Raw genomic sequence first — 18,661 nt, forward strand, 5'->3', positions numbered from 1 at the left:
GGCCCGCGCGGGCCTTGCAGCGGCCTCCGGCGTGGCTATCGTCGCGGCAGACCCCCGCATTCCAGGAAAGGACGATCCGATGCCGTTCCCGCTCCGCCACGTCGCGCCCGCCGGTCTGGTGTTGCTGCTCGCCGGCTGCGCCACGGCGCAGGTCCCCACCGGGGCCGAGGATACCTGCGGCGCCGCCGGCTATCGCAGCCTGATCGGCAAGAACATCGCCGCGGTCACCCTGCCCGCCGACGCGCCGATCCGCATCCTCGGCCCCGACAGCATGGCGACGATGGATTTCCGCCCCGACCGGCTCAACATCGAGACCGACCGCGGCGGGTACATCCTGCGCCTGCGCTGCGGCTGAGCCGCCGGCCGCGCAGGACGGAAAAAGGCCCGCCGGTTGCGCCGGCGGGCCAGGGACAGACAGGGTCGGGCAATGTCGGTGCCGCCGCGCGGGACGCGCGGCGGCGGCGCCCGGTCAGGCCGGCATGTCGGAGCGGTCGCCCAGCGTCACCGTGGCGCTCTGCGCCTTGCCGCCGCGCAGGAATTCCAGCTCGACCTCGGCGCCCGGACGCTTCAGCGCCACGGCGCGGCTGAGGTCGCGCGGGCCGGTCATTTCCTCGCCGTCGACCGACAGCACGATGTCGCCGGCCTCGAGCCCGGCCTCGGCGGCCGGGGTGTCGGCGGTGACGCGCTCGATCATCACGCCCTTGTCGCCGTCGAAGCCCAGCGCCTGCGCCACCTCCTCGGAGACCGGCTTGATCTGCACGCCGAGCCAGCCGCGCTCCACCGCGCCGTCGCCCGACAGGTCGGCGACGATCTCGGCGGCGAGGTCCGAGGGCACCGAGAAGCCGATGCCGACGGAGCCGCCGGTGGGCGAGATGATGGCGGTGTTCACGCCCACGACCTCGCCCATCTCGTTGAACAGCGGGCCGCCGGAATTGCCGCGGTTGATCGCCGCGTCGGTCTGGATGAAGTCGTCGAAGGGCCCGGCATTGATGTTGCGGCCCAGCGCCGAGACGATGCCGGTGGTGACGGTGTTACCGAGGCCGAACGGGTTGCCGATGGCGATGACGTTCTGGCCGACCTTGAGATCGCCCGAGGCGCCGAATTCCACGAAGGGCAGGCCTTCGGCGTCGATCTCCAGCACGGCAAGATCGGTGGCCTCGTCGAGCCCCTTCACCTCGGCGGTGAATTCGCGGCCGTCCTCGAGCGTCACGGTGACCTCGTCGGCGCCCGAGACGACATGCGCGTTGGTGACGATCTGGCCGTCCTCGGAGATCAGGAAGCCGGTGCCGGCGCCGCGCATCTCGGGCGCGCCCTCGGGGCCGTGCGGCTGACCCGGCCGGCCCGGCATCATGCCCGGCGGCATCTGGCCTTCCGGCATGCCGAAGCGGCGCATGAACTCCTCCCACGGGAACTGGCCCTGGGGCGCGTCCATGCCGGCATTGCTGCGGCTCTTGGCGACCTCGATGGTCACCACGGCGGGGCTGAGCTCGGCCACCAGGTCGACATAGTCGACGGCAGCGCCGGGGGCGGCCTCGGCGGGCGTCACGCCCTGCCCCACCGACACCGCGCCGGTGCCCAGCAGCGCGGCGATGGCGAGGGCGGAGGCGGCGTGGCGGGAACGACGTGCGAAAACGGTCATTGCGGAATGTCTCCTGGTCTGTGTCTTCGGGTCTGCATCGCGCAGGGCCGCCGGGCCGGCGGCTCTGGGACCAAGATCGCGCCCCAAGATTGCAGCGCCAGCCCCCCGAAGATTACAGTCCTGCAAGCTTTCTCACGCCGGCTCGCCGCGGCGCGAGCCAGGGCGGGACGGATTGCGGCGTGGGTTGAAATCGCCGCCCCGCGCCCCCTCATTGCAGCGGAACCCGGACCGGAGCCCCGCCATGAAACTCCTCGTCGTCGAGGATGACAGCACCACCGCCGATTTCATCGCCCGCGGCCTCGGCCAGGAGGGCCACACCGTCGATTGCCTGCCCTCGGGCAAGGACGCGCTGGCCCGGGCCCTGGCACAGCCCTACGACGTGCTGGTGGTCGACCGCATGCTGCCCGATCTCGACGGGCTGAGCCTGGTGCGGGCGCTGCGCGCCGCCAAGGTGGCGACGCCGGCGATCTTCCTGACCGCCATGGGCGGCATCGACGACCGCATCGACGGGCTGCGCGCCGGCGGCGACGACTACCTCACGAAGCCCTTCGCCTTCGGCGAGCTCTCGGCCCGCATCGCCGCGCTGGGCCGCCGCCTGCCGCTGGCCGACGAGGCCGGCACGGTGCTGCGCGCCGGCGATCTGGAGATGGACCTGGTGCGCCGCACGGTGACCCGGGGCGGGCAGAAGATCGACCTTCTGCCGCGCGAATTCGCCCTGCTCGAACATTTGCTGCGCCGCAAGGGCCGGGTGCAGACCCGGACGATGCTGCTGGAAGCGGTCTGGAACATCCATTTCGACCCGCAGACCAACGTCGTCGAAACCCATGTCTCGCGCCTGCGCGCCAAGGTCGACAAGCCGTTCGAGCGCGACCTGATCGTCACCGTGCGCGGGGCGGGCTACAAGATCGCCGAATGAAGCCGCGCCCGGCCCGCCTGGTCCGCTCCACGCCGCTGCGCCTGGCGCTCCTGCTGGTGACGCTGTTCACGGTGGTCAACCTGGTGACCCTGGGCGGCGCCTGGCTGCAGCTGCGCAGCGCCGCGGAGGCGCAGATCCGCGCCGATCTGGCCGCCGAGATGGCGAGCCTCGACATCACCGCGACGCCCGCCGCGCTGGCCACCCTGGTGCGGGCCCGCGCCCGCGCCGCCGATCCGCGCGACACGATCTACCTGTTTCTCGGCGATGATGGCCGCCGCGCCGGCAATGCCGACGCGGTGATCCGCGACGGCGCCGTGCATCTCGAGGCGCTGCGCCCCGACCGCCCGCTCGGCCAGGCGGGCTACGCGCAGGAGCTGCGCCGGCTGTCTTCGGGCACGCTGATCGTGGCCGAGAGCCTGGCGCCGCTGGCCGATCTGCGCCGCACCTTCCTCACCCTTCTGGCGCTGTCGCTGCTGCCCACGGCGCTGCTGTCGCTGGGGCTCGGCACGCTGATCGCGCGGCGCTCGGCGCGCCGGGTGGCGCGGATCGAGGCGACGCTCGGCCGGCTCGCCGCGGGCGATCTGGCGGCGCGCTACGGCGGCGACGACCGCGCCGAGGACGACCTCGCCCGGATCGGCCTCCGGGTGAACCAGATGGCCGAGCGCCAGCAGGCCGCCACCGAGGCGCTGCGCCAGGTCTCGGCCGACATCGCCCACGACCTGCGCACGCCGCTGCAGCGCATCGCGGTGCTGCTCGCCGACCTGCGCGCCACCCTGCCCGAGGCCGCCCCGGAACAGGAGATCGCCGCCCGCGCCGAGGCCGAGGCCGAGCGCGCCACCAAGGTGTTCCGGGCGCTGCTGGAGATCGCCCAGATCGAGGGCGGCAGCCCCGCCGCGCGCTTCGACCGGCTGGACCTCGCGGCGCTGGCGGCCGAGATCGCCGAGCTCTACGCGCCCGCCGCCGAGGAGGCGGGCGGCGCGCTCGATCTTTCAGTGCCCGAGGCGCCGCTCTGGGTGCGCGGCGACCGCGACCTCTTGGGCCAGCTTCTGGCCAACCTGATCGAGAACGCGCTGCGCCATGCCGGCCCGGCGCCGCGGGTGGACCTCGCCGCCCGGGCCGGCGCCGAAGGGCCGGAGCTCGGGGTGGCCGACCGAGGGCCGGGCATTCCCGAGGCCGAGCGCCCGCGGGTGCTGCGCCGTCTCTACCGGCTGGAAAGCGCCCGCTCGACGCCCGGAAACGGGCTCGGCCTGGCGCTGGTGGCGGCCATCGCGCAGGCCCATGCGGCGCGGCTCGGGCTCGACGACAACGCGCCCGGCCTGCGCGTCACGGTGGCCTTTCCGGCGCCCTGACCGGGGCGGCGACCGGCGCCCCGGACTGCCCCGCGATGGCTCCCGGGAATTATTTTCGGACGCCTCTTGCAAGCGTGCGGGCGCCGCCCGATTTCCGCCTTGCGTTCAACCCCGGGTTCAAAGGTTCCCATCCATGCGCAAGCTCATCGCCGCCGCCCTTCTCGCTTCCGCCGCCGCCGCGCCGGCCCTTGCCGACAGCGTGTCGGGCACGGTGCATCACTACGACGCCGCCCGCAAATCGCTGGTCCTCACCGACCGCACCGTGTGGTCGCTCGAGACCCTGAAGACCGCCCCCGAGGGCCTGACCCCCGGCGCCCGGGTGACCATCGATTTCGTCTCGAACGCCGACAACGGCTGGCTGCGCCTGAGCAAGGTCGGCGTCTCCGGCTGAGCCCGGCCCGGCCGGGCCGCGGCGGCGTCTTCCGCCCGGCCCGGTCCCTGCTGCGGGGGAACCCCCGTCCGCCCCGCGGGTTGGCCGCGAAAGCAGGAGAGACGGCATGAGCTACAAGGTCGGCGACCGCGTGGAATGGGAGTGGGGCAACGGCACCGCCCGCGGCAAGATCACCGAGCGGTTCACCCAGAAGGTGACCCGCAGCATCAAGGGCAACGAGGTCACCCGCAAGGCCAGCGAGGACGAGCCCGCCTTCCTGATCGAGCAGGAGGACGGCGACCGGGTGCTGAAATCCGTCACCGAATTGCGCAAGGCCTGATCTCCTCCCTCCGGTCGACCGTATCGCCCGTTGAAAGGCCAGCCTGCCGCCCGTGTTCGCGGGCTGCGCCGGGCTCACTCTTTGTCATGCCGCGCACCGCCACATCCTGCGCGCCACCGGCGGCCGGCTCTTCAGAGCCCCCTCCGCGGGCGTGAACGTAGCAAGTCGAACCCTCGTCGCCGGCGCCCAGACAGGCCGCGTTTGGCTCAGCGCATGGTGCCCGCCCCCAAAGCCCGGCTCACACCTGCTCGCCGGCGTCGAGGCGTTTGAGGAAGGTCTCCGCGTCGCGCAGCACCGTCTCGCGCCGGTCCGCCTCCATCCGGTCCCAGCTGCGATACATCTGCGCCATGCGCGGATTGTTCTCGAAGCGCTCCCGGTGGCGGTCGAGGAAATGCCAGTAGAGCAGGTTGAAGGGACAGGCATTTTCGCCGGTCTTGGCCTTCACCGAATAGGCGCAGGCGCCGCAGTAATCCGACATCCGGTTGATGTAATTGCCGGACGAGATGTAGGGCTTGGAGCCCACCACGCCGCCATCGGCGAACTGGCTCATGCCCACGGTGTTGGGCGCCGTCACCCATTCGAAGGCGTCGTAATAGACCCGCATGTACCAATCCTCGACCTCGGCCGGGTCGATGCCGGCGATCAGCGCGAAATTGCCCGTCACCATGAGCCGCTGGATGTGGTGGCCATAGGCGTGGTCGCGCACCTGGGCGACGCTCTCGGACAGGCAGCGCATGCCGGTCTTGGCCCCCCAGTAGAGCCCCGGCAGGGCGCGGTCGTGGTTCAGGCGGTTGCGCGCGGCGTAGTCCGGACCTTCGAGGAAATAGACCCCGCGCATAAATTCGCGCCAGCCGAGCACCTGTCGGATGAAGCCCTCGGCGGCGTTGATCGGCACCGACCCGTCGCGCCAGGCGGCCTCCACGGCGTCGCAGACCTCGCGCGGGTCGAGCAGGCCGATATTGAGATAGGCCGAGATCCCGGCATGGTAGAGATACGGCTCGCCGCGCAGCATGGCGTCCTGGTAATCGCCGAACCACGGCAGGTCGCGGGCCGCGAAATGCGCCAGCGCGCGCCGCGCCTGGCCCTGGTCGGTGGCCAGGTGGAACGGGCGCAGCGCGCCGAAGGAGCCGCCGAACCGCGCCTCGACGAGGTCCAGCACCTCGGCCACAATGTCGTCCGGGGTGAAGCGCATCGGGCCGCTGGCGTTGATGCCCTCGGGCGGCGGCCGGCGGTTGTCGTGGTCGAAGTTCCACTTGCCGCCCGCCGGCCCGTCCTCTTCCATCAGGTAGCCGGTCTCGCGCCGCATCTCGCGGTAGAAATACTCCATGCGCAGGGCCTTGCGGCCCTCGGCCCAGCGCGCGAAGCGGGCATGGCTGGCAAAGAACCTCGTGTCGGGCAATTGCCGCACGTCGAGCGGCAGATCCTCGAGCGCCGCGATCAGCCGCCATTCCCCGGGCTCGGTGGCCAGCACCGCGCTGGCGCCGGTCTCCTCGGCGCGGCGCAGCAATTCGCCGGGGATCGAGCCCGCGTTGTCGGCATCGTCGAGCCGGCTGTAGCGGACCCGCCAGCCGGCTTGTTCCAGCCGGGCGGCGAACTTGCGCATGGCGGCGAAGATCAGCGCGATCTTCTTCGGGTGATGCTCCACATAGGTCGCCTCCTCGGCGACCTCGGCCATCACCACGACATCGCGGTCGGGATCGGCCTCGGCCAGCGCCGAGAGGGTTTCGGAAAGCTGGTCGCCCAGCACCAGGACCAGCCGCGTCACCAGGCGATCTCCCGTCCCGCATAATCGAAAAAGCCGCCGCTCTCGGCCGGGCCGAGCCGGTCGGCAACGTCGAGGAGGCGCGCCGCCGCCTGCTCCGCCGGGACCCGCGGGTGGCGGTCGGCATAGGCCTCGGTGAAGGCCGTCGCCACGGTGCCGGGATGCAGCGCCACGCAGGCCAGCTGCCGGTGCGAGCGCGCCAGCTCGACGGCGGCGCTGCGCACCAGCTGGTTGAGCGCCGCCTTGGAGGCGCGGTAGGCGTACCAGCCGCCCAGCCGGTTGTCGCCGATCGAGCCGACCCGGGCGGAGAGCGCGGCGATCAGCGCCGGTTCGCGCCGCGGCAGCAGCCGGACCGCGTGTTTCAGCACCAGCGCCGGGCCGGTGGCATTGACCGCGAAGAGCCGCGCCAGCGCCCCGGGATCGAGCTCGCGCAGGGCCTTTTCCGGCGTCCCGCCCGGCGGCGCCAGCGCCCCGGTGGCGATCAGGATGCGCGCGAAGGGCGGCTCCAGCCGGCCCAGCGCCCGGGCGATGCTGTCCTCGTCGGTGATGTCGAGCCCGTCCGCGCGGCGCGACAGCGCGCTCACCTCGGCCCCGCGCCGGGCCAGTTCGGCGGCCAGCGCCGCGCCGATGCCGCCCGAGGCGCCGATGACCAAAGCCCGTTGCATCGCCGCCAGATAGCGGCGGCCCGGCGGCGTTCAAGCCGCGAAGGGATCCTCGGGATAGCCGACTCCGGTCAGGTAGAGCCCCTGCGGCGGCGCCACCGGGCCGCAGGCGGCGCGGTCGCGGGCCGCCAGCGCGCGCGTCACGTCCTCGGGCCGCCAGGCCCCGGCGCCCACCCGCTCCAACGTGCCGACGAAGCTGCGCACCTGGTTGTGCAGGAAGGAGCGGGCGCGGAGCGTGCACTGGATCTCGCGCCCCGCCGCGGTCTCGACCTCGGCCACCTCGAAGGCGTCGAGCGTCTTCACCGGGCTCGCCGCCTGGCACATGGTGGAGCGGAAGGTGGTGAAGTCGTGATGGCCGACCAGCCGCGCCGCACCGTCCTGCATCGCGGCAAGGTCGAGGCGGCGCTGCACCTGCCAGACCTGCCCCGCCTCCAGCGTCGCCCGCGGCCGGCGGTTGAGGATGCGGAACAGGTAGCGACGTTCGGTGGCCGAGAAGCGCGCGTGCCAGTCCCCGGCCACCCGCGCCGCGGCGACGATCGCCACCGGGGCAGGCTTCAGGTGGTGGTTCAGCGCCTCGCGCAGCCGCTCCGGCGCCCAGTCTTTGACGAGGTCGCACTGCGCCACCTGGCCCCGGGCATGCACCCCGGCATCGGTGCGGCCGGCCGCCGCGATGGTGTGCGGGCCGGGCTCGAGCCGCGCCAGCGCCGCCTCGATGGCGCCCTGCACCGAGGCCCGGTCGGCCTGGCGCTGCCAGCCCGAGAACGGGCCGCCGTCGTATTCCACCATCAGAGCGTAGCGTGCCATGGCGCCGCCGCTTAGCCAAAGCCGCGCGGCGCGGCAAGGCCGGGCCGTGCCCGCGGCCTCCGGGACCCCGGCCGGCCGGGGCGGGCGCCTCTCCCGCGGCCTGTGCCGGCGCGGCGACTGGCAGGCCGCCGCCATCGCGCCTATCTAGGCCCGAGGGACAGGATCACGGAGCAGCGACTTGATCATCGGCGACATCGCGGACCGCCTCAGCCGCGGCGTGGACAGCCTGGCCGGCACGGTGTCGGAGACGCTGTTCGAACCGGTGATCCGCCTCGGCGTCACCGGGCTCGCGCGGTCGGGCAAGACGGTCTTCATCACCTCGCTGGTGGCCAACCTGCTCGATCGCGGGCGGATGCCGCAGCTCGCCGCGGCGAGCGAGAACCGCATCCTCGCCGCCTACCTGCAGCCGCAGCCCGACGACACCCTGCCGCGCTTCGACTACGAGAACCACCTTGCCGCGCTGACCGCGGCGGAGCCGTGCTGGCCCGAGAGCACCCGCGCGGTGAGCGAGCTGCGCCTGTCGCTCAAGGTCCGCCCGACCGGGCTCCTGGGCGGGCTGCAATCGGCGCGCACCGTGCATCTCGACATCGTCGATTATCCCGGCGAATGGCTGCTCGACCTGGCGCTGCTCGACAAGAGCTATGCCGAATGGTCGCAGCAGACCCTGCTGCGCATGGAGCGCCGGCCCGAGGCCCGCGCGGCGCTGGCCGAGCTGCGCGCCGAGCCGGTCGCGGCGCCGCTCGACGAGCCGCGCGCCCAGGCCCTGGCGCGCGGCTTCACCGCCTATCTGAGCGCCGCCCGCGCCGCCGGCTGGTCGGATTGCACGCCGGGCCGCTTCCTGCTGCCCGGCGATCTGGCGGGATCCCCGGTGCTGACCTTCGCGCCGTTGCCGACGCCCGAGGAAACGGCGCCGCGCGGCGCGCTCTGGCGCGAGTTCGAGCGCCGCTTCGAGGCCTACAAGGCGCGCGTGGTGAAACCCTTCTTCCGCGAGCATTTCGCCCGGATCGACCGCCAGGTGGTGCTGGTCGACGCGCTGGGCGCGATCCATGACGGGCCGCAGGCGGTGGAGGATCTGCGCCGCGTGATGGCCGAGATCCTCGCCGCCTTCCGGCCCGGCCGCAACGCCTTCCTGAGCCAGCTGCTGCGCGGCCGCCGGGTCGAGCGCATCCTGTTCGCCGCGACCAAGGCCGACCACCTGCACCACACCCAGCATCCCCGCCTCGCGGCGATCATGCAGGCGCTGACCCGCGACGCCTCGGACCGGGCGCGCTTTGCCGGCGCCGAGGTCGAGGCGATGGCCCTGGCGGCCTTGCGCGCCACGGTCGAGGAAACCCGCGAGCATCAGGGCGCACGGCTCGACTGCGTGCGCGGCCGGCTGCTCGAGACCGGGCGCTCGGCGGCCTTCTATCCCGGCGAGCTGCCCGAGGACCCGGCCCGGCTCCTCGCCCCGGCGCGGGACGGCGCGGCGGAATGGCTGGAGGCCGAATACGGTCTGATGCGCTTCGCCCCGGCGCCGCTGGCGCTGCGCCCCGGCGAGGGCCCGCCGCATATCCGGCTCGACCGCGCGGCGCAGTTCCTGTTCGGGGACCGGCTGTGAGTGCCGCCGCGATCGCCCTGCGCCCGGCGCGGCCCACCGATGCCGGGCGGCTCGGCGCGCTGCTCACCGAGGCGGTGGCCGGGCCGGGCTGGAAGCCGCGTCTGCGCAGCGGCGCCGAGGACATCGCCGAGGCCGGGCGGATGATCGATTTCGGCTGGGTCTCGGTGGCCGAGGATCGGCGCGGCCGCATCCTCGGCTTTCTCGCCCGCGAGGGCGGCTACGTGCACGCGCTGATCGTTGCCGCCGAGGCGCAGGGCCGCGGCATCGGCCGCCAGCTGGTCGCCGCCGCCAAGGCCGAGGCGCCGGAGCTCAGGCTCTGGACCTTCGCGCGCAACCGCCGGGCGCGGCGCTTCTACGAACGCGAAGGCTTCGCCGAGATCGCCCGCGGCGACGGCCGCGGCACCGACGAGGGGCTGGCCGACGTGCAGTTCCGCTGGCGCCGCGCCGCCGGATGAGAGGATTGCCATGACCCGCCCGCGCACACCCGTGCTGTTCGAGCTCGACGAGACCGAGGCCGCCGCCCCCGGCCCGGACGCCGCGCCGCCGGTCCCCGAGCCCGGCGTCATCGACCGCGAGGCGGCGCCGCGCGGCGCCGCGATGACCACCGCCGCGGCGCTCGCCGCGCGGCCCGGATCGCGGCTCGGGCGCTGGTTCTGGGGTCTCCTCGCGGCGATCCTCGGCACGGTTCTGTCGGTCGCGGCCTGGTCCTTCGTCACCGGACTGGTGGCCTCTACGCCGGTGCTCGGCTGGGCGGTGGCGGCGCTGTTCGGGCTCTTTGTGGCGGTGGCGCTCGCCATCGCGGTCAAGGAGGCGGCGGCGATCGCCCGGCTGGCGCGCATCGACGCGCTGCACCGCGAGGCGCAGGCGGTGCGGGCCGAGCGTGACCTCACCCGCGCCCGCGCCCTGACCGACCGCATCGCGGCGCTCTATGCCGGGCGCGCCGACACCGCCTGGGGGCGCGAGCGCCTGGCCGAACGGCGCGACGAGGTGTTCGATGCCGAGGCGCTCCTGGCGCTGGCCGAGGCCGAGGTGCTGGCGCCGCTCGACGCCGCGGCGCGGGCCGAGGTGATGGCGGCGGCGCGGCAGGTCGCCGCGGTGACCGCGCTGGTGCCGCTGGCGCTGGCCGATGTCGCGGCGGCCTTCGCGGCCAACCTGCGGATGATCCGGCGCATCGCCGAGATCTATGGCGGCCGCTCCGGCACGCTGGGGGCCTGGCGGCTGACCCGCGCGGTCTTCGCCCATCTGGTGGCCACCGGCGCCGTGGCGGTGGGCGACGACATGCTCGAGCCGGTGCTGGGCGGCGGGCTGCTGGCGCGGGTCTCGCGGCGCTTCGGCGAGGGCGTGGTCAACGGCGCCCTCACCGCCCGCGTCGGGGTGGCGGCGATGGAGGTCTGCCGGCCGATCCCGTTCCGCCCCGAGACGCGCCCCTCGGTGCGCGGCATCGTCGGCGCCAGCCTGGGCGGGCTCTTCGACCGCGAGCGCGGCCGGCGCTGAGCCCGCTGCGCGCCGGTGCCGCTTGAATCCGCGGCGCGATTTGCCGATAAGTTGCCGCGACCAGTCCGGAGGTGTCGATGCGCGCACGAATCTACCAGCCCGCCAAGACGGCGATGTCCTCGGGCCAGGCCCGCACCCGGCACTGGATCCTGGAATTCGTGCCGCAAAGCCCGCGCAGCGTCGATCCGCTGATGGGCTGGACCTCCTCGGACGACACCCAGGCGCAGGTGCGCCTGCGCTTCGAGACCCGCGAGGAAGCGGTGGAATATGCCCGCGAGCACGGCATCGAGGCGCAGGTCTTCGAGCCCAAGCAGCGCCGCCCCAACCTGCGGCCGCGCGGCTATGCCGAAAACTTCGCCTACGAACGCCGGGGCGCCTGGACGCACTGATCCCGGCCCGGCGCCGGCCCGCCACCTGCCCACCGCGGCCGCTTCCGGAGCGGCTTGGCGGCGCGCCCCGAAGGCGCTAGGAACGGCGGCAGCGGTCCCTTAGCTCAACTGGATAGAGCAGCCGACTTCTAATCGGCAGGTTGAGGGTTCGAGTCCTTCAGGGACCGCCATTTTTCCCCGTGTCTCCCCGCCCTGTGCCCACGCGCGTATGCGGCTCGTCAGGCCGCCGGGTGATCCGGCGCCGGCGGGTCGAGGTCGAGCCGCATGGTCGCCATGCCGCCGCGGCGCGACAGCTCCTCGTAGCCCGCCGAGCGGTAGGCGTTGAGCGCCGGGGCGTTGTCGTCCTCGACCTTCAGCGTCACGGTGAGCGCGCCGAGCTCGCGCGCCGCGTGCTCCACCAGGGCCGCCATCTGCGCCCCGGCGCCGCCGCGCGCCGCCTCGGTCACGAAGACATAGGTCAGGTGCCGGACCTCGGGGCCGACACCGATGCGGAGCGCGAAGAAGCCGACCTCGCGGCCGTTCTCGTCGACCAGGTAGAACGACGCGTCGTCGGCCTCGTTCAGCCATTTCTCGGCCCATTCGGCGGCATCGAAGGGATGCTTGGCGTTGGGATTGACCCGCGCCAGGTCCTCGGGATCGGTGAGCATCGCGGCCAGCGGGGCGAGGTCGAAGGGACGGTTGCGGCGGAGGGACAGGTCGGCCATGGCGTAACTTTCGCTGGGGCCGCCCGGCGGGCGGCGGTCTCGGGTCGGACGGCACGGGGCGCGCCGCTGCCACGATTCGCCCCCGCGAAACAAGGGGCGCGGCCCGCCGTACCGCATCCATAGCCCGGACCGCCCGCCGCCGTCCCTCAGCCCGGCGCGGCGACCAGCGCCGCCGCCCCGGCCAGGTCGGCGCGGAACGCCGCCGTGGCGGTCTCGCGCGCCGCCGGGTCGGGCAGGCGCAGCAGGTAGGAGGGGTGGAAGGTCGGCAGGATCGGCGTGCCGTCGCCAGCGCGCTCCATGCGGCCGCGGCGCCGGGTGATCCCGTCGCCTCGCCCGGTCAGCGATTCGAGCGCGGTCGCCCCCATGGCGAGGATCAGCCGCGGCCGCACCAGCTGCCGTTCGAGGTCGAGCCACCAGCGGCAGGCCTCGACCTCGCCGGCATCAGGGCGCTGGTGGATGCGGCGCTTGCCGCGCGGCGCGAACTTGAAGTGCTTGACGGCATTGGTGACGAAGGCCGCCGAGCGGTCGAGCCCGGCGCCCGCCGCCTCGGCGTCGAAGAGCTGCCCGGCCGGGCCCACGAAGGGCCGCCCGGCCAGGTCCTCCTGGTCGCCGGGCTGTTCGCCGACGATCATCAGCGGCGCCCCGGCCGGGCCCTCGCCCGGCACCGCCTGGGTCGCCGGCCCGCAGAGCGCGCAGCGCGTGCAGGTCTGCAGGTCGCGGGCGATCCGGCCCAGCGCGTCCTGCGGTTCCGCCTCCGCCAGCAGCGCGCGGGTGCTGTCGCGCAGCCGCTCCGCCCGCGGCACCGGCAAAGCCGCGGGGGCGGTCTCGGCCATCCGGCGCACCCGCGTCTCGGCATCGCGGATCAGCCCCGGGATCAGGTCGGCCTCGGGCAGGTTCTTCCAGTATTTCTTGGGCATCTCCGCCTGCATCGCCTTCACCATCAGGCGCGCGGGGTTGAAGATCGAGGCGTAATAGGTGCGCCACAGATCCTCGGTGGCGTCGTCGGGCGGCGGCCGGACGCCCGGCGGGGTCGGCTCGAAGCCCAGCTTGCCGGCCTCGAACCGCGCGGTCACGTCCGGCGTGGCGATGACCCAGTCCATGTCGCCGAAGCGTCGGGCGAAGAACGGCGTGCCGCGCTCGACGACGTGGTGGCTGGGTTCGAACCAGGCGGCGAAGGCCCGCCGCGTGCCCGTGCCCGGCATTTCGCGGAAGCGCACGAAGGCGTGCATCTTGTGGATGTCGCGGGCGACCTCCTTGGCGTGGCGCAGCACCGTGCCGACATCGCGGTCGGAACGGTCACCCCAGGCCACCTCGCGCCGCGCCAGCCGCAGCACCAGCCGGTAGCCGCGGGCGAAGCGTTCGGGGTCGGAATGGCAGAGCGCCGCCTCGATCTGGTCGAGCGCGGCGCGCGGGAGCGTCAGGCGCACCGGCTCGGCGGTGCCCGGGCCCTCCGCGCCCGTCCCGGCGAAGAGGTCCGGCGCGGCATCGCCCACCGACCAGAGCACATCCTCCGGCGCCACGCCCTCGCCGGCCAGCCGGCGGGCGGCGTCGCGCCACGCCGCCACGGTGCCGATCGCCGGCAGGACCACCTGCCGCGTCATCGCCGCGTCGCCGCTGCCACGCCGCACCCGGTCACAGCAGCGACAGCTGTTCCGGCGGCGGCGCGAAGCGCGCCCGCAGATGCGCCGCGTCGAGCATGCCGCGCGGGCTCCAGCCGGCGGCGGTGATGAAGGGCTGGGCGTTCTTCATCACCGCGCCCATCGCCTTCAGGTGCTCGTAACGCACCAGACCGCGGCGCCGCGCGGCGAGGATGCGGCTGACCGTCTTGGTGCCGAAGCCCGGCACCCGCAGCAGATCCTCGCGGCTGGCGCGGTTGACGTCCACCGGGAAGCGCTCGCGGTGCTCCAGCGCCCAGGCGGTCTTGGGATCGACGTCGAGATCGAGCATGCCGGAGCGTCCGCCGATCTCGGTCGCCTCGAAGCCGTAGAAGCGCAGCAGCCAGTCGGCCTGGTAGAGCCGGTGCTCGCGCATCAGCGGCGGCGGCTTCAGCGGCAGCGCCTTGGCCGGGTCGGGGATCGGCGAGAAGGCGGAGTAATAGACCCGGCTGAGCCCGTAGCTGGCATAGAGGTTGGCGCTTTGCCCGAGAATGGTGCGGTCGTCCGCGGCATCGGCGCCGACGATCACCTGCGTCGATTGCCCGGCGGGGGCGAATTTCGCCGGCCGCCGGCCGCGGAAGCTCGGCCCCTCGCGCGAGGCCTCGCGGCGCAGCCGCACCTCGCCCATCGCCTTGCGGATGCCCTGCGCGGATTTCTCCGGAGCGAAATCCGACAGCGCCTTCTCGGTCGGCATCTCGATGTTGATCGACAGCCGGTCGGCCCAGCGCCCGGCCTCGTCGATCAGCTCCGGCGCCGCCGAGGGAATCGTCTTGAGGTGGATGTAGCCGCGGAAATTCTCCTGCTCGCGCAGGGTGCGGGCGATGCGCACCATGTCGGCCATGGTGTCGTCGGGCGAGCGGATGATGCCCGAGGACAGGAACAGCCCCTCGATGTAGTTGCGCCGGTAGAACTCGATGGTCAGTCGGACCACCTCCTCGACCGAGAAGCGCGCGCGTTCGACCCGGCTGGAGGCGCGGTTGATGCAATAGGCGCAGTCGAAGATGCAGAAATTGGTCATCAGGATCTTCAGAAGCGAGATGCAGCGCCCGTCCGGCGCGTAGGCGTGGCAGATCCCCGACCCGCCCGACGAGCCGAGCCCGCCGCCATCCCGGGAATCCCGCTTCTGCCCGCCCGAGGACGCGCAGGAGGCATCGTATTTCGCCGCATCCGAGAGCAGCGCGAGCTTTTCGGAAAGGGTTCGCTTGGCCATGCGCCAATATACGTTTGCTTTCTGTTCCGCTCAAGCCGGCCTGCCCCTACGTCACTCCGAGGGGCGGCGGAGCTCCGCCGCCCGGCTTTCCGGTTGCAGCAAGGGCCCGTAAGGCTAGGTTCCGCGCGAACCGAAAGACGCCGCAAGTCACTGAGAGGCCCGATGACCAGCCCAGCCGCCCTCGCCCCTCGGGCCCTGATCCACGTCCTGACGCTCGTCTGTGCCCTGCTCCTGTCGGGCCTTCTTCCGGCGGCGGCGCAGCCCGCCCCGGAGGCCGCCGGGGGCGCCGCCGACACCGCATCGGAGACCGGTGCGGCGCTCGAAGGGCTGGCGCTGCAGAGCTTTCTCGAGGTGCTGAAAAACGAGGGCGCGCGCCAGAAGCTCGTCGAACAGCTCGAGAAGGTGACCTCCGAGGAGGCCGGCGCGGACGCGGCCGGCGCGGCGGAGGACGGCTCCGGCGAGGGTCCGGCGCTGCTCGAGGGGGAGGAGGCGCCGGCGGCGCTCGCCGCGCCGTCGCTGGGCGGGCGCATCGCCGAGTTCACCCAGCGCATCGGCGAAAGCGCGGTGGAACAGATCGACGCGTTCCTCGACAGCTTCCGCGGCTCGGGCTCGCTCTGGGGCGGGCTCAGCGGCGACGCGCTGCCGGTCATCATCGACGCCTTCGGCAAGCTGCTGCTGGTCATCGCGATCACCGTGGCGGTGTTCCTCGGCCTGCGCTTCGCCGCCATCCCGCTGTTCCGGCGGATGGGCGAACGCGCGGTCCATGCCAGCGCCGTGCGCTCGCTCCTGATCTTCGTCGGCGGGGCGCTCCTGGACGCGCTGATCGTCTTCGCGGCCTGGGCCCTGGGCTATGCCATCACGCTGCTCGCCGTGGGCGATTACGGTGCCATTGGCTTCCGCCAGGCGCTCTATCTCAACGCCTTCCTGCTGGTCGAGATGACCAAGGTGGTGATCCGCATCATCCTTGCCCCCGCCGCCGGGCGGCTGCGCCTGATCAACGTCTCCGACAGCGGCGCGCGGTCGCTCTACCGGGTCTGCAACGTCGTCGTGTCGGTGCTGGGCTACGGCCAGCTGCTGGTCGTGCCGATTGTCAACCGCTCGGTCTCCACCGCCGCGGGGCTCGGCGTCTCGGCGCTGCTGGCGGTGCTGGTGCTGCTGTTCCTGGTCGGCGCCGTGCTGCGCTTCCACAAGCCGGTGGCGGACTGGCTGGCGCGCCGCATCGCCTCGGGCCACTTCGTCGACGAGACCGAGATCGCGACCTCCGGCCCGGTCCCCGACCGGATGCGCGTGAACGGCGTGATGGGCTCGCTGATCCGGCTCTGGCACTGGTTCATGCTGGCCTTCCTGGCCTACATGTTCGTGGTGGTGATGACGCGGCCCGCCGATGTCGTCTTCGCCTATCTCACCGCCCTCGGGAAGGTGCTGCTGGCGGCGCTGCTCGGCTCGCTGATCGTCGGCGCCTTCGGGCGCGCCGCGCGCCGCGGCATCGCCCTGCCGGACGAGCTGAAGAAGCGGCTGCCGCTGCTCGAGCGCCGGCTCAACAAGCTGGTGCCGAAAATCCTCATCGCGCTGCGCATCCTCGTCACCGTGGTGGTGGTGCTCTACGCGCTCGACGTGCTGGGCCTGGCCGATGTCAGCGGCTGGCTGTCCACCGATCGCGGCCTCAACGCCTCGGGCGCGCTGGTCTCGGTGGCCTTCATCCTGCTGGTCGCCGCGGCGATCTGGCTGGCGATGAATTCCTGGATCGACTACCGCCTGAACCCCGATTACGGCAAGGCGCCGACCTCGCGCGAGGAGACCCTGCTGTCGCTCCTGCGCAACGCCGCGACCATCGCGCTGCTGCTGCTCACGGTGATGTTCGCGCTCTCCGAGATCGGCATCGATATCGGCCCGCTCCTGGCCTCCGCCGGGGTGCTGGGCCTGGCCATCGGTTTCGGCGCCCAGAAGCTCGTCCAGGACATCATCACCGGGGTCTTCATCCAGCTCGAGAACGCCATGAACGTGGGCGACGTCGTGACCGTCGGCGGCACCACCGGCACGGTGGAGAAGCTCACCATCCGCTCGGTCGCGCTGCGCGCGCTGGACGGCACCTACCACATCATTCCGTTCTCCTCGCTCGACATGGTGTCGAACTACATGCGCGATTTCGCCTATTTCGTTTGCGACATGGGCATCGCCTATCGCGAGGACGTGAACGAGGCGAAGCAGGCCATGCTGGACGCCTTCGAGGAGCTCAAGTCCACCGAGAGCGGCGCCGAGATCATCGGCGAGCTGGAATGGTTCGGCCTCAACTCCTTCGGCGACAGCGCGGTGGTGCTCAGGGCCCGGATCAAGACCAAGCCGGGCAGCCAGTGGGGCGTCGGCCGGGCCTATAACGGCATCATCAAGCGCATCTTCGACGAGCGCGGCATCGAGATCCCGTTCCCGCATCAGACCCTGTATTTCGGCGAGGACAAGGCGGGCCGGACCCAAGCCCTGCGGCTGCGCGAGGTCGACCGCGACACCCCCGAGATCGAGGCGGACAGCCCCGACGCGACGCGCGACCGGGCGGCCGCGCCGACCGAGGATGCACCGCCCGATGTCGAGCCCGGCGTCGACCGCTGAGCGGAACCGGCCAAAAAAGAACGTCCGCCCGCGGCATCGGCGCTTCGGGCGGACACCGTTTTGCGATCCGCACGCGAGGCGAAACGGGTGTATGATGCGGCCCTGCCCCGGAAAACGCGCCCCCGCCCCCCGCACCACCCGCCATCCCGGGCTCCGGTTGGCAGAACGGCGCGGAAGTGCCAGATCCGGCCGAACGCATATGTTGGAGGTTCCCATGCAACCCACCCGCACCACCCTCAGCCTCGCCGCCGCCCTGTCGCTGGGGCTCGTCTCCGCCGCCGCCGCGCAGGACCTGCCCGGGCCGCTGGTGACGCCGCAGGAGCTGTCCGACCTGCTCGGCGGTGACGTCGACGTGCTCGACATCCGTGCCGCCGACACCTACGCCGAGGGCCATGTCGAGGGCGCGCTGAATGCGCCCTACTCGTTCTTCCGCGGCCCCGACGACAATCCCGGCCAGATGGTCCCGGCCGAGGAGCTGACCCGCACCTTCCAGCAGCTCGGGCTCGAGACCGACCGCCCGGTGGTGATCACCTACCAGGGTGACAGCGTCACCGATTTCGGCGCCGCGGCCCGGGTCTACTGGACGCTGAAATCCTCGGGCTTCGAGGAGCTGACGATCCTCAATGGCGGCCTGACCGCCTGGACCGAGGCCGGGCTCGGCCTGTCCAAGACCGAGGCCTCCGCGCTCCGCAGCGAGATCGAGGTGAGCTGGGACGACACCTGGACCGCCAGCGCCGAGGACGTGCAGGCCGCCATCGAGGCCGGCGCCGGGGACACGCTGCTGATCGACGCGCGCCCGGAAAGCTTCTGGAACGGCAACGAGGCGCATCCCGCCGCCGCACGTCCCGGCACGCTGCCGCAATCGCAGTACTTCACCCATTCCAACTGGTTCGGCGACGGCCCGGCGATCATCGACGCCGAAGCCGCCCGCAGCCTCGCCGCCGAGAACGGCTTCGAGGGCGCCGAGACCCTGATCTCGTTCTGCAACACCGGCCACTGGGCGGCGACCAACTGGTTCGCGCTGTCCGAACTGGCGGGCATCGACAACGTCAAGCTCTACCCGGAATCGATGGTCGGCTGGTCCAATGCAGGCTACGACATGGCCAACGTCCCGGGCCCGCTGAAGACGCTGTGGCTGCAGATCCGCAACATCTTCTGATCCCGGC

At 72.6% G+C, this 18,661-nt stretch carries 18 protein-coding genes and 1 tRNA gene; 12 read left to right on the forward strand and 7 right to left on the reverse strand.

Annotated features, from left to right (window positions below; genetic code table 11):
- The first annotated feature begins 79 nt into the window (after window positions 1-79).
- Window positions 80-355 (forward strand): I78 family peptidase inhibitor, encoded by a 276-nt coding sequence (locus tag ACXYMW_RS05515; protein WP_459034298.1) that lies wholly within the window; start codon window positions 80-82, stop codon window positions 353-355.
- Between the two features lie 114 nt (window positions 356-469).
- Here ACXYMW_RS05515 and ACXYMW_RS05520 read toward each other — a convergent pair whose 3' ends face one another.
- Window positions 470-1,639 carry a S1C family serine protease gene (locus tag ACXYMW_RS05520; protein ID WP_459034299.1) on the reverse strand — a complete coding sequence of 390 codons (1,170 nt, stop codon included), beginning with the start codon at window positions 1,637-1,639 and terminating at the stop codon, window positions 470-472.
- Window positions 1,640-1,880: 241 nt separating this feature from the next.
- On the opposite strand from ACXYMW_RS05520, the gene ACXYMW_RS05525 reads away from it, so the two are divergent.
- The 4 genes from ACXYMW_RS05525 (at window position 1,881) to ACXYMW_RS05540 (ending at window position 4,614) form a co-directional block, all read left to right on the forward strand.
- Window positions 1,881-2,555, forward strand: coding sequence for a response regulator transcription factor (locus ACXYMW_RS05525; RefSeq protein WP_459034300.1), 675 nt, complete (start codon window positions 1,881-1,883; stop codon window positions 2,553-2,555).
- Window positions 2,552-3,904: a sensor histidine kinase gene (locus ACXYMW_RS05530; protein WP_459034301.1), complete on the forward strand. Its 1,353-nt coding sequence runs from the start codon at window positions 2,552-2,554 to the stop codon at window positions 3,902-3,904. Before ACXYMW_RS05525 ends, ACXYMW_RS05530 begins: the two co-directional genes overlap by 4 nt.
- Window positions 3,905-4,037: 133 nt before the next feature.
- The gene (locus ACXYMW_RS05535) at window positions 4,038-4,295 is read left to right on the forward strand and encodes a hypothetical protein (protein WP_459034302.1); all 258 of its coding nucleotides are present in this window, start codon (window positions 4,038-4,040) and stop codon (window positions 4,293-4,295) included.
- A 106-nt stretch (window positions 4,296-4,401) separates the two neighbouring features.
- Window positions 4,402-4,614 carry a hypervirulence associated TUDOR domain-containing protein gene (locus ACXYMW_RS05540; RefSeq protein ID WP_459034303.1) on the forward strand — a complete coding sequence of 71 codons (213 nt, stop codon included), beginning with the start codon at window positions 4,402-4,404 and terminating at the stop codon, window positions 4,612-4,614.
- Between the two features lie 238 nt (window positions 4,615-4,852).
- On the opposite strand, the gene ACXYMW_RS05545 is transcribed toward ACXYMW_RS05540, so the two are convergent.
- From ACXYMW_RS05545 to truA, 3 genes are read right to left on the reverse strand one after another with little or no spacing between them, the layout of a single operon-like run.
- The gene (locus ACXYMW_RS05545) at window positions 4,853-6,382 is read right to left on the reverse strand and encodes a cryptochrome/photolyase family protein (protein WP_459034437.1); all 1,530 of its coding nucleotides are present in this window, start codon (window positions 6,380-6,382) and stop codon (window positions 4,853-4,855) included.
- Window positions 6,376-7,041 carry an SDR family NAD(P)-dependent oxidoreductase gene (locus tag ACXYMW_RS05550; protein ID WP_459034304.1) on the reverse strand — a complete coding sequence of 222 codons (666 nt, stop codon included), beginning with the start codon at window positions 7,039-7,041 and terminating at the stop codon, window positions 6,376-6,378. The genes ACXYMW_RS05545 and ACXYMW_RS05550 overlap by 7 nt, the downstream gene beginning before the upstream one ends.
- 30 nt (window positions 7,042-7,071) lie before the next feature.
- Entirely contained in the window at window positions 7,072-7,842 is a 771-nt protein-coding gene (gene truA / locus ACXYMW_RS05555; protein ID WP_459034305.1) for a tRNA pseudouridine(38-40) synthase TruA, read from the reverse strand.
- Between the two features lie 178 nt (window positions 7,843-8,020).
- Here truA and ACXYMW_RS05560 point away from each other — a divergent pair, with 178 nt between their 5' ends.
- The 5 genes from ACXYMW_RS05560 (at window position 8,021) to ACXYMW_RS05580 (ending at window position 11,492) form a co-directional block, all read left to right on the forward strand.
- Complete coding sequence (locus ACXYMW_RS05560; protein ID WP_459034306.1) at window positions 8,021-9,439, forward strand: YcjX family GTP-binding protein; 1,419 nt, start codon at window positions 8,021-8,023, stop codon at window positions 9,437-9,439.
- Entirely contained in the window at window positions 9,436-9,894 is a 459-nt protein-coding gene (locus ACXYMW_RS05565; protein WP_459034307.1) for a GNAT family N-acetyltransferase, read from the forward strand. The genes ACXYMW_RS05560 and ACXYMW_RS05565 overlap by 4 nt, the downstream gene beginning before the upstream one ends.
- 10 nt (window positions 9,895-9,904) lie before the next feature.
- Entirely contained in the window at window positions 9,905-10,933 is a 1,029-nt protein-coding gene (locus ACXYMW_RS05570; protein ID WP_459034308.1) for a YcjF family protein, read from the forward strand.
- A 77-nt stretch (window positions 10,934-11,010) separates the two neighbouring features.
- Window positions 11,011-11,322 (forward strand): ETC complex I subunit, encoded by a 312-nt coding sequence (locus ACXYMW_RS05575; protein WP_459034309.1) that lies wholly within the window; start codon window positions 11,011-11,013, stop codon window positions 11,320-11,322.
- 93 nt (window positions 11,323-11,415) lie between these two features.
- A tRNA-Arg gene (locus ACXYMW_RS05580) sits at window positions 11,416-11,492 on the forward strand.
- A 48-nt stretch (window positions 11,493-11,540) separates the two neighbouring features.
- Here ACXYMW_RS05580 and ACXYMW_RS05585 read toward each other — a convergent pair.
- From ACXYMW_RS05585 to ACXYMW_RS05595, 3 genes are all read right to left on the reverse strand, one after another.
- Window positions 11,541-12,026, reverse strand: coding sequence for a GNAT family N-acetyltransferase (locus tag ACXYMW_RS05585; protein WP_459034310.1), 486 nt, complete (start codon window positions 12,024-12,026; stop codon window positions 11,541-11,543).
- A 146-nt stretch (window positions 12,027-12,172) separates the two neighbouring features.
- Complete coding sequence (locus ACXYMW_RS05590; protein WP_459034311.1) at window positions 12,173-13,627, reverse strand: UdgX family uracil-DNA binding protein; 1,455 nt, start codon at window positions 13,625-13,627, stop codon at window positions 12,173-12,175.
- Between the two features lie 31 nt (window positions 13,628-13,658).
- Window positions 13,659-14,891 carry a putative DNA modification/repair radical SAM protein gene (locus ACXYMW_RS05595; RefSeq protein WP_459034312.1) on the reverse strand — a complete coding sequence of 411 codons (1,233 nt, stop codon included), beginning with the start codon at window positions 14,889-14,891 and terminating at the stop codon, window positions 13,659-13,661.
- A gap of 162 nt (window positions 14,892-15,053) precedes the next feature.
- Here ACXYMW_RS05595 and ACXYMW_RS05600 point away from each other — a divergent pair, with 162 nt between their 5' ends.
- The gene (locus ACXYMW_RS05600; RefSeq protein ID WP_459034313.1) at window positions 15,054-17,495 is read left to right on the forward strand and encodes a mechanosensitive ion channel domain-containing protein; all 2,442 of its coding nucleotides are present in this window, start codon (window positions 15,054-15,056) and stop codon (window positions 17,493-17,495) included.
- A gap of 214 nt (window positions 17,496-17,709) precedes the next feature.
- A complete protein-coding gene (locus ACXYMW_RS05605; protein WP_459034314.1) occupies window positions 17,710-18,654 on the forward strand; it encodes a sulfurtransferase in 945 nt (314 codons plus the stop codon).
- Window positions 18,655-18,661: the final 7 nt, after the last annotated feature.

The organism is Roseivivax sp. CAU 1761, assembly GCF_054482755.1.